At 59.5% G+C, this 17,713-nt stretch carries 6 protein-coding genes; all 6 read right to left on the bottom strand.

The window, feature by feature from the left end:
* Nucleotides 1-3: 3 nt before the first annotated feature.
* The 6 genes from MID00_RS09970 to MID00_RS09945 all read right to left on the bottom strand — a co-directional run bounded on the left by MID00_RS09970 (nucleotide 4) and on the right by MID00_RS09945 (nucleotide 17,702).
* Nucleotides 4-13,611, bottom strand: a complete 13,608-nt coding sequence (locus MID00_RS09970; protein WP_254500267.1) for a filamentous haemagglutinin family protein — start codon at nucleotides 13,609-13,611, stop codon at nucleotides 4-6.
* 102 nt (nucleotides 13,612-13,713) lie between these two features.
* Nucleotides 13,714-14,691, bottom strand: a complete 978-nt coding sequence (locus MID00_RS09965) for a FecR domain-containing protein (RefSeq protein ID WP_009461861.1) — start codon at nucleotides 14,689-14,691, stop codon at nucleotides 13,714-13,716.
* A 10-nt stretch (nucleotides 14,692-14,701) separates the two neighbouring features.
* Nucleotides 14,702-15,256 carry an RNA polymerase sigma factor gene (locus MID00_RS09960; RefSeq protein ID WP_009461859.1) on the bottom strand — a complete coding sequence of 185 codons (555 nt, stop codon included), beginning with the start codon at nucleotides 15,254-15,256 and terminating at the stop codon, nucleotides 14,702-14,704.
* 3 nt (nucleotides 15,257-15,259) lie between these two features.
* Nucleotides 15,260-15,991: an STN domain-containing protein gene (locus MID00_RS09955; protein WP_009461857.1), complete on the bottom strand. Its 732-nt coding sequence runs from the start codon at nucleotides 15,989-15,991 to the stop codon at nucleotides 15,260-15,262.
* Between the two features lie 126 nt (nucleotides 15,992-16,117).
* Nucleotides 16,118-16,588, bottom strand: coding sequence for a hypothetical protein (locus MID00_RS09950; protein WP_250756209.1), 471 nt, complete (start codon nucleotides 16,586-16,588; stop codon nucleotides 16,118-16,120).
* Nucleotides 16,589-16,721: 133 nt separating this feature from the next.
* Entirely contained in the window at nucleotides 16,722-17,702 is a 981-nt protein-coding gene (locus MID00_RS09945; RefSeq protein WP_254500266.1) for a peptidylprolyl isomerase, read from the bottom strand.
* Nucleotides 17,703-17,713: the final 11 nt, after the last annotated feature.

Here is a 17,713-nt window from a genome sequence, read left to right as displayed (position 1 = left end):
AAGCTACAGTGTCATCCGCCGCCGCTCCTCGGGCGTCAACCGATCCAGAGCGGATTGCGGATTGGCGCCCAGTCCCAGGACCTGCACCGTACTGTCTTGGCGATACGCAGAGGCATCTATCCTGGAAGTCGCTGGGCCTGCTCCTGATGATGTGGCCCCGCCCCCTGACTGCCCTGCATCCCCAAATCCCAGAATCTGCACAGTAATGACCGAAGGCAGATTCTGACGAGCCTGTGCACGAGCGCGGTTGACCGTATCCTGCGCCGCCGATGCGGCCGACGATGCTGTCGCGCTGGCGTTACTCAAGGCGCCTGTGTTGACGGTCGCCACCACCGGAATTCCCTTGGACTCGCCCTGTACCTGAATATTGTCTGCATTGACCACACGCAAGGCGGCGATATTGATGTCGCCCGACACGCGAATCCCTGCCTCGCCCGCGTCCACCGTTCCCAATGGCGCAATCAGATCGATATAACCTGGCGGGACCTCGGGAACCGGGTTCAAGGTAGCGATACCTGCACCGGTATTAGGCGTTGATGGTGACAAGGCCACATTGCCAAACAGATCGTAAACACGACGTTGCGGAGTGTAGACCACCGTGGTCTTGCTACCCCGACCCGCGTTAATGTCCCCTGCTGCCGACCAGGCCAGAATATTGCCGCCAAAGGTCGTGAAGACCCGGCTCTGTCCCATCAGAATGTCGCTTTGCGAGAAGAAGTTGATGTCCCCTTCCCCTTGCGTGATCACACCCGATCCCGGACCAGGGTTAAAGCCACCATCAATCCCCACCAGGGCACGCCCGCCGGGAGTCAGGATGCTGATGTCACCACCAAAGTTGGTGTGAATACCCGCATCCAGCACGTCGTAGAACGACACGTTGTAACCCGGACTGCCCAAGGCCTCCCACTCGGCCTTGGTGATGTAATCCAGTTTGGGAGTGGGTCGACTCTTGCCCGTCGTGTTGTTCACGTAATCCGCGTCGTAATACAGCGCACTGCTGTACATCGTCAAATCACCCGTGTAGCTCAAGGCCTTGCCTTGAGCATCCTGTTCGGGGAACAAGGTGGCAATCGCTTCACGACCACGCAAATAGCTGCCTGCGCGCTTGCTGTCACTATCGTTGTACTCACGGCCCGATGCCTTCAGCTCTGCGTAGTACACATTACGCAAATAGCTGCGTTGCTGCTCGGGCGGCAAGGCCTCGAAGAAGCTGCGGGCGTCCATGCTGGCCGCATCAAAATGCAGGCCCAGGCCGTTCTTGTCGCCAAAGCGGGTGCTCAACCAATTGACCAGGTGCAGCTGGCTCTCCAGCTTGTACTCTCGCGCCAAGGGACGACTGGAGGCATTGCGGCCTTCAGCCCTGGCCTGATCGCGTACTTGGTCCAGCTCTCCCTGCTTCTCCTGCAGGAAGGCTTGTGCGCCGGCTTCATCGCCTGTGTAGCCAAACTCGCGTTGCAGCCATTGCCCCAGCGTCAGGCCACCGCTATAGATGTACAGCGCCTTGCCCTGTTGATCTGCAAACGGCAGCTCCAGATCAGCCTGATTCTCGGGGTTCAGATAGCGCGCCGCAAAGTCGTTCCAATGCGCTCCTTCGCCCATTCCGGCCGAGACCGAAATACTGGCGCCGCCACCACGACTATCGGACAAGGCACTGCTCAAGGGCCCCAGACTCTTGATCTCGCCCTTGTCAGCCAGATACACATGACGCCCGGCCGACACGTCCAGCAAACCTGGCCCCAAGATGTAGAAGCTGCTGTTACGCACGTCCCGACCCGCTTCAACAATGGAAATATCGTCTGCCCAGGCATGGGTAATCAAATTACCGCGTGTCGTCGCAGTGGCACTCTTGGCCCCTGCCACGGCATCTTTCTGCCCCAGGCGTGTGCCCGAGTCAGTAATGTCACGCCCGGCCCGAATCGCCACAGGAACCGAGCCTTCCATACGTGAGCCCTGCGAGCCCGGTGGGTATCCCAACAACACTTCCTGACCGACGCGCAAGCCAACAATGTCGCCGTTGACGGCGTAGTAACGAGCGGGCTGACGTTGAGCTGCGGCAGTACCGATATTGACCGGCGTACCAAACACAAACAAGGAACCTGTATTTTGACGGCCTCCGTACAGCGAAGTGATCGCCTTGCTGCTGACGGTGAACCAGTCGTTGAGCTTGACGGCCTCGCCATCCACGTTATGAATTATGCGAGGGTTATAGCCGTACTCGCCGCCCCCTGTCTGCGATAGCAAGCCTACAAAAGCAGGACGGAAGGGGCTGGACATGGCCGCTGCGTCTGCCGCCGAAGCCGAGAAAACGTAGCCGGCCGCCTGAATGGAGCCCCCCGCCAGGAACTGCAGTTCACCACGCCCTGTTGCGTTGACAAACTGCTCGCCCATTGGCGAAGGGGCCAGTACCGTACCAAAGCCATAACGCAATATTGAATTGCTGGGTACAGTGGCATCGCTGGCACTGGCTCCATACTGAATATTGCCGTTAGCGGCCGCCGCACGCAGGATAGAAGGATAGAAATGACCATCTGCGTTATGGGACTGGTTGCGGCCTGGGTCGCCCCAACGCGTATCCTCATACGCATTGCGCTCATCCCAGGACGTGGTGGGCGTCAGGTTGCCCCCCACACTCAACAAATCAATCGCCGTCGCCGGTGTCCACAAGGAGAACCAGGACCAACCATTGCCGTCATAGTGCTGGCCATCTACGGAGAAAGGCGTTGAGCTTAAGGACAAGGTACGCCCTGGGTCTACCGTACTGCCCAGCACCAGATCGCCCCGCGTTTGCATGCGTACTGCGGAGTCACCCAAGACCAGAATCGGACCACCTGTTGCGGTCCCTCCGCCGCTGGCATAAATATTGCCAGGACGCGTATCCATTTGATCTGTTCCACCAAAGCCCAGCTTTACCCCACCAACCGCGCCGGCATCCAGAGCAATCGCTCCTCGCAAATTCACCAAAGTGCTGTTCAGGTCATGCTCGTTCAAGCGCACATCGGGGTTCGGGTTCAGTGTGCCACCCAGGCGCAGGACCAGGTCCCCGCCACCTGTCTGTACCAGTTCGCCCCCCGGGGTGATTCGGCCTGTGCTGCCCACCACCAGATGCAAGCCCTGGCTGCGCGGCGTATGCGTCTGCTGATTCCAGCTGCTGCGAATACCGCGCTGGTTCAACATGCCGGCATCCGCCCCGGCCTCCACGGTCAAGTTGCCACCACCCAAAGTACCCACACCGGTAAAGCCGGCCAGGAAAGGATCGTTGGCAAACAACCAGGTGTCGTACTCGCTATACCCGCCATTTGCGGTACCCGCCACATATGTCCCGAAGTTGACCCACCAGGCACTGGGAGTCCCTTCCGAGGCTGACACTGCACTACCCGTTCCCTGGCGCCACAACCAGTTACCCACTGCCGTAGAAGCAATCTGCTGACGCGTGTTGTAGAAGGTGTAGCTCTGATCATTCTTGCCGTCGTTATTGCCGACCAGATCCCCCTTCACACTGCCTTGAGCACGCAGCAACACATTGCCGCCCTTTTCGGGATACCAGGCCTGATACAGGCTGTCCGCACCACCGTCGACCAGCGACTCGAAACGCTTGCCTTCCGCGCGCAAGATCGTGCCATCGAACAACTTGCCACGCGCCTGGTTATAGGCCGCCCCCATCGATGCCGACGGCGTGCCTGCGGTGTAGACCCCATACAGCGAACTCATCTCGATGTCGCCACCAGACACCAGATCCAGATCACCCACGCCCGTACGCAGGACACTGAACAGTTGTTCACGGGCGGGCTGTTTCACGTCTTGCATCTCGGGCGGTGTAGCGGGCGAGAGCTCGGCGGCCATATCGCCCATGCCAAAAATATTCAGTTCAGTGATATCGGTGCCGATAATGCCGTACGCTTGCAGCTCTTCGATCTGCGCCTGTGTCACCTGCTCACCAGAGACAGGCACAAAGCTCAACCAATAGCCCCCCGCCAGCAACTCAATCAGCTCTTCAAAGCGGCTGACCTCTCCCCAGCCATACACCGCTGGTTTACCCGTTCCTGGAATTTCGGTTGATTTCACGCCAAGGCCAAAGTGCGTATCCGCCAGCATCAAGCGACGCTCGGTATCAATCAACGTCAAGCGATTATCCGCTGCCGAGGTATCCGCCCCGGCAACCAGACGCAAATCCCAGGACTGCGAGCCAGCGGCCAACATGGGGGCCAGAGCCAGCATGCGACCTTGCGCGTCATCCCCATCTCGAGGACGAAGATCGACCATCACGGCCCCGCCCGGCAATACCACGTCCGTCTCGGAAGGCACCAGCGCCCCTTTCTTCAAGGCAACCTGCTGGTTCAATTTCATAAGCACCGGCAAGGGCACGCCTTTGGGCCACAGAGTAGCCGCCATTTGCGCATCCTCCGGCAAACGGAAGCCCGCGGCCAACTGCATATTGGCTTGTAGTGTCACTGCCTCTTTCAAGACCGTGCCAGCGGCATAAACCACTTGCCCGGACGCATCCAGCACGGCCGCTGACAGCACCGTTCCTGCCTGCAAGGACAGGCCTTGCGCCAGACTCATCAGGCTGGGGATTACGGTGCCGCGTGGCAAGCTCATGCCCTCCACGGGCAGGTCATAGTTAACGGTACGACCGGCCGCGAACTGGGTCCCCACGTCCAGCGTGGCCATGCCGCCATGAGGGATGACGAGATCACCGCCAAAAGGCATACGCCCTGCGGGCAGAACCCAGCCACCATCATCAGCCGTGACACCCAGCACGGAGGTATTGAAGCCATCCGTCAAACTGCCAAAAATCGTCAGATCTCCAGCGGCGCGCAACACCAGGGCCCCGGCCTCGCCCGAGCCATATACCGAGCTTTTCTGAGCATGAGGATTTACGCTGGCATAGCGGTAGCCCGACAGATCAATATCCCCATCTACATGCAGATCACCATCTGGATTCGTGGCGGCATTGCTGACAATCTCCACACCAGGGCGCAGGTGGAATTGATCACCATAAGCACGCAGCCCGGCCAGCTTGCCTTGCATCAAGGCCTGATTCGCCAGAGCCTTGTTGATGAAGGTTTCACTATCCAGATGCTTCTGACGCAAGTAGTCCTGATCGATACGCTGGTAGCTGCGACCATCTACCGTTTCATCGAGGCCGAGCTGCGCATCGTCGTATTGCTGGAAAGCATTGACGGCAATCGACCTCGCCCCGGTAATGTTGAGTGCACCGCGTGCATCAATATCGACATCGTTGCCCGTCGCGCCACCCAGGCGCGGTGCGTTCAGAGCGACAGTGCCGTAATTCGCATGGGAACCAGCCACACTCAGATTCATGCGCATGCCATCGGCCAGAACCAGACGACCCTGGCCCGAATCAATTTCAATGATGGCCCGGTTAGGTGCTTCAATCACTTGGCCGTAACTGTCCCGACGCAGCACACTGGCACTGGCATCCAGCACGGCGCTGCCAGTCAGGGTCACCCCTCGCTTGGCAGCCAGGCGAATGCTGCCCGCCTGCTCACCGCTGGCATCAATGGTGCCGTTGACCGTCAGGCTGCCATTGTCCACGGAGACATTGATTTCACGCGCTTTAAGCTCGTTGCCAATGAGCAGATCCCCCTGGCGCAGTTGGAAGCTGCGACCACCCCACACCGATCCTTCATTCAGACGGGCGTTAAGTCCCGCAAAGTCCGCAATCTGTTGTCCACGCAGCTCAATAAAGCCGGAGGCAAAAGGCACCAAGGTACCGCCCGCATCGTAATGCCCTGTTCCAGCTCCCGACATACGGCCACGCAAGTCCACCAAGCCGTTCAAGGCCAGGGCCGTCAGTTTGCCTGCACGATTGTGCTGGGCCGATACATCAATCAGGGACTCCGCCGCTTGGGTCACATTGCCGCCGCGACTCTCCAGCACAACCTCGCCACCCCAGCTGTACTTGTTCACATCAAAGAAGCCGATCGGACGCCCTGCCAGATCCAGTTGCGCACCCTCTTGCAGAACCACATCGTCCTGAGCAGACAGCTTCAGCTTGCCGCTAGGCAGCAAGGCCGCACTGTCCCAGACCAGGGACCTGGCAGCATCCAGGCTCAACTCGGCTCCCAAGGCGTGCACCGCTGTGGCCAGATCAGGCTGCACCGTGCTGCTCCCCTGCGGACGAGTCACCGCAATGTTGCCACCTGCACGGATGTTGTTGACCGAACCGGCCTGTCCGGTAAACAAGGGGGTGCTGAAGTTCAGATTGCCGCCCTGATAGGTCCAGCCATTGCTGGCTGCATCCCAGGCACCACGACTGTGGTACACGGACAAGCTGCCCTTGTGATTGGCTGTGATGCGCTCGGAAGCATTCAGGTTCACGCTGCTAAAGCCCAAGGCCAGACGGTCGTGCATACCCACGGTATCGGGCTGGCTTTTCGGGCCGTAACCAAACTCAATCTGCTGAGCATCAAATACCAGATGGCCATTCCCCGTGCCCGCGCCGCCTTCCACGATGTTGCCCGCCGGTGTCGTGGCTCCGTTCCAGACCAGAATTCCGGTTTCGATACGTGCTTCACTATTTGCGTCGCCATAGCCATAAATGGCAGCTGCGCTTAACACCAGGCGCTCCAGTGCCGACTTGCCTGTCACCGGGTCCAGCGTGCTCAAATTGACATCACCATAGAAGTTGACGGAGTCACGCGCCGTCAACACCAGGTTCTCCAATGCAGGCGCCCCCATCTGGGTATCGCCGCGCAGCAAGCGCTCCAGCACACTTTGATTCAGCGTCAGACCGGAGGGCAAGATACCCGCAGCAGACGCGTCGGACAGGGCCTGCGCTCCGCCCACATTGATGCCACCCATAGCCAGCACCAGATTGCGTGTGCCATAGCGCACCGACTCATCCAGCTCAAAGGTTTTATTGGTGGCAGCAGTAATCGTGCCTTCAGAATACAAGCGGGTTTCACCCGAACAACTGCTACCGACGGCACAAGTCCCTATATGCAGAAAGCCCGCCCCTACCGTGCCCCAACTATCGTCGTTGCTGGGTGCAGTGACATCCAGCCAGCCATTGCTCAAGGCCAGAACCCCTTTCTGACCGGGCTGCAGCACATAGCCTTCGCTGGAGTCCCAGGGCGCGGCGCCTTTGCCCAAGGTGTTGATCGTGGCGCCCTGCTCAACTGTCAGGCCCTTTTCACGATTACCCACCACCAGAAATACCTGCGCAGCTTCCAGCACGGCGCCGCCGCGAATATAGATTTCATCTGTGCGCGTGTTGCCCAGACTGACACGCCAGGCATCGCGGGTCGAACCATAACCTTGCAAGGCAAACGTAGAGGTAGGTGAACCCCCGATACTGATGCCTGCCGCCCCCAGGCGATTGAGCACACCGGACTCTACCGACATACCATCAAAGCCTGCGGTCGGCGCTGCCCCATCAGCCAGCACTTCAATGCGCTGACCAGTCAGCACCACATTGCCCCCACGGCCATTCTGGGCCGGTTCAAACTTGGCAACACCGGACGCCACCTGCAAACGGTTCGCCTCCAGCTGCAGTTGGCGGGCATCTCGCTCCAGTTGAGGGCGCGGGACGCTATCACGCATGGCCCAGTCCAGCCCAAACTGCGAGTAAGACGTTTCGTTGTACTGGGAATACTGGCGCAGGGTGTCTGCCGAGGTCAGCACCACGCGCGAGGGCATGGCGTCCATGACATGGGTATTGGCGATCCCCAAACGGGCGGCCACATTGTAGGAACCATTACGCATGGCAATGGTGCCACCCATAGCCGCACTGGCACTGCCCGAACCACTGATTTCAACGCGGTAAGCACCAGGCAACAAGGCGTAGGTAGAGGGCAGCAAGGTATACGTACCTGCGGCCAGGCCCGGCACGCCCTCTCCGATATGAATCTGGCGTCCCACCATAGGATCGCCTGCACCATTGTCGGCCGCCAATGGCGCCACCACTTGCTGTACACCTGGCACGACGGCATAGACCGGGTTGCCAGAAAGCTCGGGCAGCATGAAGCCGTTATTGGTGCTCTGAATCAGGGGGTGCAGACGGGCATCCGTAGAACCACCCCGCCCAGGCAGGAAACCTGCTCCTGTCAGTTCTCCACCACCCGACAGATCCAGCAAGGCACCTTCTTGCACGTCCACGCTGGTGGCTTTCAGGCTGAGATTACCCAGCAGACCGCCCAGGCCCACATAAGGCGCATCGCTACCTGCATAGTTATAGGTCAGCCCATCCACCGTCCCGCCGTAGGGCATGATCAAACCCGCGGCACTGACCGAGGTAATGCTGCCAGGGCGCATCACCATGGAGGTTGGGGCTTGCGAGGCACCACCTACACCCACACCCAACTCCAACTGCCCCAAGGGAGCCAGCAACACACCGCCCTGATCAATATTGCCCGACATCAGGCGCAAGACACCCAAGGCAGAATAAGGCTGGGCGACAGGGCCACTGCCAATGCGCTCGATACGCAAGCTGCGCTGCGGGTCATACTGTGTCAGCGGGTTATTCCACTGATCGCGCTGGATATAACGGCCGGAAATCACCTCCGCCGTCACGCCAGTTCCCGGATAGATGCGGCCAGCCGCCAGCACCAGATCCCCTTCGGTCAGCAGCTGTGTACGATCACCGACCGAATGCTTCAGGAAACGCAGATCGTTCTGCGCACGCAAATCCACCGTATCAAAGCCGGCACGCGATACCTCGGCCTTGCCACTTTGCAAGGACCGGCCCAATGCACCGAAGGCGATCTGGTTGGCTATGTCCAGCACATTGGCGTCGATACGCAGATAGGAGTCTGGCAGCAGCTCGGGCAATCGGCCTTCATTACTGTTCAGAGCCTGAATCAGCGGAGTCACATACTTGTCGCGGGTGGGATGCGTTGCCCCTGCCAAACGGACATGAGGCGCGGCCAGCTTGACCGTAGCACCGGGCATTGAGCCAGGGGCCAAGGCAATCTTGGGGGTGGCCAGATGCAGGCTTTGGCCCATCTGCAAATCCACACCGTTTTCAATCGACAAAATGCCGTTGGACAGCAGGGCCAGATTATCAAAGCCCCCCGCCTGAATGCGGTCCACACCCAAACGAGCATGGCCGTAGACCAAACCCGCATCAGCACGACCAGCTTGCAGATCAAGCGGCAGATTCTCCAGTTGCTGCTCTTGCACCAAGGTCATTTCACGGTGTGCCAGCACGCGATCACCCGGCCCACCTGACATTTCATAGTTCGGCGACTCCAGGGCGACCGACAAGGTTCCGCCTGCCGCATTGGCACCACCGGCCCAGGCCTGCATATCGCCATCCAGATACAGTCCGTTGAAGCTGGCCAGATGAATGACACCGCCATTGGAAGCGATGGTTTGCGCGCCCTGACCAGGCATGTCCAAAGTCGCTGCGGCTCCGGATGCCAGCAGGCGCGCGCCTTCGCGCACAATGACAAAGCTGTCGATAGCCTTGACCTGCGTCGCAGCCTGCTGGTACTTGCTACCAATTTCGATACGGCCACCATTGAGCACCTTGCCGTAGCGTTGACCCTGGGTATCGACAGCCGTCATGGCCTTGCCCGACACATCCAGCACGGCATTGCTGCCCAACCAGATTGAACCGTCGTGTCCTTTGAGGTGGCGCACGTCCTCGCTACCAGCACTCAGGCCATAGATACCGATCTTGCCACCCGAGGCTCGCAAGGAGCCATCCACCGTAATCTGACCGCTGCCTTGCAAGATAATGTTGCGACCATCATCTACGCTAATATGCGCCGCCTTGCCCACGGACAGGGTGGGGCCACTGGGGTCCACATCTTGCTGCTTGTACTCAAAACCTGCCGTCAAGCTCAGATCGGCACCGCCGCGCTGGCTGATCGAGCCTTTTTCGGGCGATTCGCTGAACTCGGGTGGCAACCACAGGGAGGCAACCTGGCTCAGATCCCCACCATTGGCCAGTTGACGTGCAGCGGGCAGATCCAGCTGCATGACGGGCATGTTCAGCGCCAGATTGGCCCCTTCTGCCACGGCCACGCCGTAACCGCCTATCACGTCGTAATTCGCAAACCCTTTCTGGAACAGGCTGCTGTCCAGATGCAGCATGGTCCCCACGGCCACATCCTGCGTCAAGCGCGTTCCGGCACGCAGCAAGGTGCCTGCGCTATAGCTCAAATCGGCATGAGCGACCGTGCCAGCCTTGTAAACACCGGGGGATGGCGCAATGGCAATGCCATCAGGCAGGATATCTGCCGGCACCACATAGTTGGTCGGGAAGCCGGCGGGATTCATGATCTCCATGATCACCGTTCCCGCTGGTAAGGTTGGCGCCACGCTCCAGCTATAACCGTCTACCCGCAACTGCTGGCCATTGGACAGCCAAACCGAATAACTGGAGTTCTCGTTGCTTGGCTTGGGCAAGGTCCAGGGGGTCGTCAAATGAATCCAGCTGGACTGATTGGCCTGCTCAACCTTGGGCGCCCCGCCAATAACCTCGCCAGCGGCGGCATGGGTACGCATGTAGTGGAAATCCACCGGCAAAATCGCACCAGCAGCAATGGTAAAGGCCTCGGTCGTCAGCAAATCGGCCAGAGAGCTTTGACCCGCCTGCAGGACGCCATCACTGCCCTGCACCGTGCCACCCAACACGACAGTCTCCCCGGTCTGCAAGCGCAAGGTGCCACCACCAGCCACACCATGACCACGGATTTCACCTTCGAAGACCAGTCGTCCACCTATGCCGGATACGCCGGATATATACGCATCAGCGGCCAGAGTGATATTGCCACCCTTGCCACCTAGCACCGAGCCATCGGCCATATAGGCCGCCGCCGAAGAGACGTCCAGCAGCGCGTGTTCGGCCACAGTCACATCACCGCTGCTGCGCAAAATGATTTCACCACCATTACGCCACGGCAGATAGCGCATCGCGCGGCTATCCATCTCCTGATTGCTCCAGAAGCCTCTGGTATCCAGGGTGACACCTGAGTCAATTCGTGTGGCAGCAATAGCGCCGGCTGCCACATCGGCAATCTTGCTGGATTGCCAGCCCAAACTGGCGCTGGTCCATTTATCCACCATATCACCCAGCAAAATACGGCCACCGCGCGCCGTCAGGTCAGCCTTCACATCGACCTGATTGGCATGCAGCGCGATCTCGCCACCCAGAGCAAGCTCCAGCGCGTCGTTGACTTCCACACTTTGGCTGGCATAGGCACGTAGAGCCCCCAGACCCATTTGCGTCAACCAATCGGAATCCAGGCTGATGCGAGAAGGGCCGGACGTCGCGTCGGACTGCTCCCCCCCCTCCTGCGCCTGAGCCTTGCCAATCACAATCTGCTCAACCACTGCACTGGGGCTATAGCTCAGATTCTGCGTGTCCTTGTCATAAGCCGGCGTCCAGCCACCCAGAATCAGCTCGGCCCGACGCGCTACAGCCGTTTGTGACTGCTGATAGCCATCCAGCTTGGGAGCCGGTGCCTGAATCTGGCGCGGGCCCTGGTAAACCTCGGATTCGATATGCCCTTGCAGGTCCGCCGCCTTGGTCGAAATAACCAGGCGGCCCGCATCACGTCCTACCGTATAGCCTTCTTCGTAACGCTGGGTAGGAGCCAGAATCGGGTTATAGAAGCTGCGGGTTTGACCCCAGCGCGCACTGGTCTGCTCGTAACCCTTGTACAAGCCGGTGTAGAGCAAATCGCCCGGTGCACTATCGACCGTGTATAGACGGCCATCCACACCCCGCAGCCAGCTTTGGCGCAGATAACCGCTTTGTACATCCAGCGTGCCGCCCGACAAGTTGATCAAGGAACCGGGACGCGTCACCACGCTGGCACCGCTGAACTGCACGGTGCCGCCCTGGGCGGCCCACTCGCCGATACCGTGGCTGGCGACCCCCAGATAACCACCCACCTCCAGTAGCCCGCCCGCGGTGTACCAACGGTCCTTTTCATAGCCATTGGTGCCAGCAGGAACAAACACCAGGTTGCGGCGATCCAGCCAGACATCGCTGCTGCGCAGATTGTCGCCCTCGCGGTTGACCGGAGCATCGCGTTGCTCATTACCCTGAATGTTGATCATCAGGTTGTTGGCTTCCATCGCCACGCGAACACCCACATGGCCGGACACATCAATCACGGCGTCCTGACGTACCTCGCTGTTCCTGGCCGCGTCCACAAAGACCTGACCACCCGTCGCCAGCGTAAGGCTGTCGGCGTCAAAAACCACATCGCCACCGCTGGCAATCTGTACCAGCGACTGATCACGGCGATGACGCAGGCCGTCGCCTTCCTTGTCCGATTCCTTGATCAGAGCTTCGCGTTGCACATCCAGGGCGGTAGCAGCGCTTTCGTCCAGCACAATGGCTGTGACGCTATCCTTGCCCAAGGTCACGCTGGATTGAGCATCCGTCTTGTTGTTCTGCAGATGAATCGTGCCTCGGTTGTGAACCGAGGTGCTGGCCACCAGCACGCCGTCCTGGCTGATCGTGCGCCCGGCCAAGGTGATGTCGCCCGTTGCGGCTTGAATCACGCCCGTATTGCGAACCAGGCCCGCCTTGTCGGATGCCCCTGCCTGAGCTACCACCGTGTTGCCACGGGTGGTGGAATTGACGTTTTCCTCTGTCCCCATCCCCTTGCGGATGATGAAGTTCTCGCCAGCGGCCAAGGCAGCCTGCCCGCCCGGGGTCGAGATACTGCCTGCATTGTGCACTTCCTGCCCCAGCAAGAGCACATAGCCCCCGCCCTGGTTCACGGTCTCGGATGCGTGTGTGCCGATACGTGCACCGGCGTGTATCTCGATCTTGCCTTGCGCATTAGTGAAGGACGCCGTGTTGGCATCCTTGCCATACAAACCTTCCTTGAATTGCTGGTCCGTGATCTTGGCGGCGGCTGTCACCAGATTGCGCACGTTCACTTGAGACGTGCCACTGAACACCACCCCGTTCTGGTTCACCACCATCACGGTGCCATCACCCTTGATGGCGCCTTGAATCTGGCTCGGGGCCGTCTCTGCCCCCACAACACGGTTCAACACCGCATCGGACGCTTTTTGCTGGAACTGCACCGTGGTGTTGCGGCCCACGTTAAAGCTTTCCCAATTCAGTACGGCTTTGCTTTCGGTCTGCTTGATGGCAACGGTGTGCTGACCATTGTCTTGTGTGTGCACCGGACGCTCTGCGCCGGTCCAGACGTGCAGATTGCCTGCAGCATCACGATCCCACACCCCGCCTTGCACATAACCGTCCGGCACACCGGCTTCTTTGGCAGCAGCCTCGCGCGCGGCTTTTTGTGCAGCTTGCTGAGCAGCAATCGCACTGGCGGTACGACCCAGGTTCTCGACCGAACGGGCCAATTGCTGACGTGCTTCGGCATGTTGGCGTGCCGCCGAGTTCAAAAGGCCATTGCCCGGATCAACCATTCCACCTTGTGCGCCGGAGACATTGCGCTCTACCGCTCCCCGCGACGCGAACCACGCGCCTGATACGGGCTGGGTTTGCGCATAAGCCTGCGCACTTACCCCCCCTGTAAGCAGCAAGGTCGCTATGGCTCGGGCCACCGGCGTCAGGCGATTTCGGGTCTTGTCGCGAGAAGCTCTATCGACAGGGTTTCTAGGATCAGATGACTTGGAAGACAAACTGCGTAGGCGTGGCGACATTGCTTGAGTTTCCCGGCTTAAGACTGGAGGGATTTCGTATCCATATCTACAAGACTGGTTCTGGCGAGAAATCAATCATGCCTATTTTGTTACTTTATGTAACTACGCCTGCCTTACCAGAGCAATACCACCCGCCAACTCTTGCACCCGTATGCCGGACATGGCGCGCAGCATATCCAGGGCCAAATCCATATCGCTGATGGACAAGCTCAAGTACACCGGGCGGCTCTTCAAACTATCGCTGTAAATCACGATTTTTCCGGGCCGATAGCGGTTCAATTCTTCCACTACATCGGCCAGAGGCTGACCTTCAAAAGCCAGATAACCACGTCGCCAGGAACTGACCTGGTCCAGGTTAGGGCGCTGCACCGCGTGGATGCGCTCATAGTCGTAAACCGTTTGCTGGCCCGCCTGCAAAGTGACGGTTTGATTCGCCTGCACCTGGACCTGCCCTTGCAGGCACGTCACCGTTACGTTCTTCCCCGTGTAGCGCACGTTGAACTGCGCCTGTTGCGCTTGCATGCGCCCTGGCCCAGCCTGAACGTGGAGGTGGCTGGCCGCTCCATCCAGCACCCGGATTTCGACTTCACCTTCAACAAGCTCAATGCCTGCCCCCTGGGCAGTATCACGACGGTTGATGCAAGTTTGCGTGTTCATCTGAATGGCAACGGCCTGCCCCAGTTGAATCTCACGCTGCTCGCCCACCCCTGTTCGAAAATCCGCTGTCAGTTCCGTGAACGATGGCCACAAGCCCCAGGGCGGATGTACCACTCCCACCACCGCCAGGGCCGAGACTGCAAAAGCTCCCCCCATGAAGGCGCGCCGGGCCGTAAATACAGGTGGGGCAGCGGGAGCTTTCCATTCCGGCAACAAGTCTCTGGCGGCCTGCAAACCCGGCGTTACCGTGTCCATCGTTACCGTCAGCTCCTGCCAGGCCACACGATGTTCGGGACTTTGCTCCAGCCATTGCTGAAAGCTCTGCGCATCGGACTGCCGGGCACTGCCCGAATGCAGCCGCACCCACCATTGATTGGCTTGGGTACGCACGGCGTCAGACGGGAAGGAGGAAGAAGGACTCATGGGGCAAAACTTAAGCGTCGGTAAGGCTGTCGGAGACGCTGACACCCACAGCATCATTGAATTGTTCCGCGCAACGCAGTCGCAAATAGTCCAACGCGCGCATCATTTCCTTGTTCACCAGGGAAACCGAAATATTGTACTGTTTGGCGATCTGGGCATAGGTCAGACCATCCACCCGCGAAGCCATCAAAATCGTGCGCTGACGAATCGGCATGTCCTGCAGCACAGCCAGCAATTGCGCCGTCGTGATGCGCGCCCAGGCACAACGCTGGGTATCGTAGGTGTCATCGGCAATATGGCTCAAGGCGTCCAGATCCATGGCAGTCAGCAAGCTGTTGCGCTGTTTGTAGGAATCAATGGCGATATGGGTGGCCATGCGCAGCAAGTAGGCTTCGTCATTGTTCACCGATACTCCGTTGCCTACTCCCCCTATCCGTATCCAGGTTTCCTGCAAGGCATCCGCCGCATCTTCACGCGAACCTATCGTGCGCTCCAGCCGCCGACGCAAATGCGTGTAACGGGCAATCAGACTTTGGCGCAAACGACTACGCAGAGCTTCGGACATGATCTACTTCCCGGCCTGCACAGGGCAGTCGTCACGCACATGGCCCGAAACGGGAGCCAGCAACAGGACCAAGGGTTGCGGCAGACTGGCATCCGGGGCCACGCCCATTGCCAGTGAGTCCAGCACCTGACTGATCGCCTGATCGCGGCTGGCCTGCCCGGTCGAGCCCAACAGGTGCACGCGCTCCACTTGCCCCTGTGGGTTCAGCCACAGCTGCATGGCCAGCCGGTACGCGCCGGGACGGGTCTGAGACGATAGGCACAAGGCATTACGCACGGTCTGCTGGACTCGGGTGACATAGGCACTGTAATCATGGGCACCATCACGCACGCCCGAGATGTGATTCAGATTCAAGGGGCGCTGGCCGGTGGCCGCTTTGCCCGGCCTGCTATCGGGCAAGCGGATCACAATAGAGCGGTTATCCACGTAATAGGCTTGCAAGCCCGAACCATGCAGCAAGGAGGACAGGGCTTGCTTGCGCGTCATTTCGCCGCGCACAGCTGGCATGGGTCGCTGCGGATCGGCACCGTCCAGCAGCACAGAGAGATCAGAACGTTGACCATACGCTTTCAGGGCCTGAGCCAAAGGCTGAGCCGCAATGTCGAAAGACAAACGTTCGGAAGAATTTAGCAGGGTGTCAGCATCAGACCGGGCAACTGCGAGACTTGCACAGGCAAATAACAAGAAAGCGCCGAGTAACACCGCCACACTGATCGCCACCTGAGTCATGGTCATGCGCACGTTAATAGGTCTAGCCGCGGCGTCGGACAGTGAAACGAAAAGGGGTGAGGCGAGGCGATTGTAGAAGTCCCCAATGACAACATAGTGACAGTTCCCGCCCGCTTTACGTGCCAAGCCACCTTAGCGCAGCACCAGCCAGGGCGTAGCGCCCTGCAGGTGTTCACGCATCTGTTCCAGGCTGCGCTCCAGCGCCTGAGCATCCTGGCGGTACAGATGAATCAAGGAAATCAGCGGCGAGCGGGTATCAATCAAATATTGATTCGCCCCGTTCAAGGCGGGCACACACAGCACAGGCCGGTCGGCCAGCAAGCGCCAGCGCAAGGTCAGGTCGCGCGTTTCTTTCAGGTTGAAATGCCAGTGGCGCGAGACCTGCGCACGGCGTATCAAATTCTGGCTGACACCGACTGAGTGCAGGGCCTGGTGGCTGGGGATCAGGTCTGGATGAGGCAGGCAGTGGCGCAATAAATACGCGCACACTGCCGCCAGAGGGGAGGCATGGTAGATGGCGATGGAAGAAGTTTTGGCACTGAACCACGGCGTGGCTTCATGCTGCTTTTCCCAATGCGTACTGCTGATCCGCCACAATCGCATGCCATTCTCCTTCACCCGCCCTGCCCCTGGGCCTGCTGCCTGCTGCCTGCTGCCTGCTGCCTGCTGCCTGCTGCCTGCTGCCTGCAACATTTTTCCCGGTACAAACAGCCAGCATCACCCCCAGGGTTCAAGACTATGGGGTCTGCTGCAACAACTGACTCAACACCTTGCCATCCACGCTTACCGTATCGGCATCCAGCATGCCAGCCACATAGGCCTGCGTTGCTTCCTGCTGTCGCTGACGACGCAAGGCATCGCGTAGCGCCGGCTTCACTTCCTCCAGCGAACGCACGCTGGCCGGGCGCAGATCAGTCAATTGCAGAATATGCACACCATCGGCCTGCACAATCGGATCACTCAGCTGGCCCGGTTCCAGCTTGGCAACCGTGGCACGCATGGCAGGCACTAGCTGGCTCATCGGTAAAAAGCCATTGTCGCCACCCCGCTCGGCACTGATTTTCTCGTCCGAATGCTCTTTGGCCAGCGCCGCAAAATCCGCCTTGCCTTCGCGCATTTGCTTGACCCAGGCATCGGCCCGTTTCTTCGCTTGCGCCAAAGCCTGTTCGTCCTTGTCCGGCACGCTTAAAAAGATCTGGCTCAAGCGATACATGGCCGGCAACTGGAACTGATCCTGATTGGCCTGATAAGCCGTTTGCAGATCCTGCTCGGACGGGTAATCCGCTGCAGGTTCAGACACGGATTGCAGATAGCTGCGCAGGATCACCTGATTCTGCGCTTCTTCAATGGCACTGCGTATCTCGGGCTTCTTGTCCCATTCCTGAGCCTTGGCCTGCTCTACCACGGCTTTCTCGGCCAGGCGGCTGCGCAGCCACTGCTCCAGCACCACGCGATCATTACGCATGGCTTCACGCTGTGCTGCGGGCAAAACCTGCAGGAACTGCTGTAACTCGTCCTGGCTGACCACCACCTGTCCCAGCGTGGCGACCGCAGGCGTCGCAGCACTGCTTTTTGCCGTCGATGCCGGAGCGCTGCTTTGTTGCCCGGCAGCTTGCGGCTGCTGGGCTTGAGCATCGCCATTTTTCCCACAACCCACCAAGAGGGCCGACAGGCTCAGAGCCAGCACACTTTGCAGCAGAAATTTGGGGTGTGTCATCGTGCTCACCT

Source organism: Alcaligenes sp. NLF5-7 (genome assembly GCF_024266725.1).
Classification (GTDB): domain Bacteria; phylum Pseudomonadota; class Gammaproteobacteria; order Burkholderiales; family Burkholderiaceae_B; genus Alcaligenes; species Alcaligenes phenolicus.
This window is presented reverse-complemented; position numbering and strand designations above follow the sequence as displayed.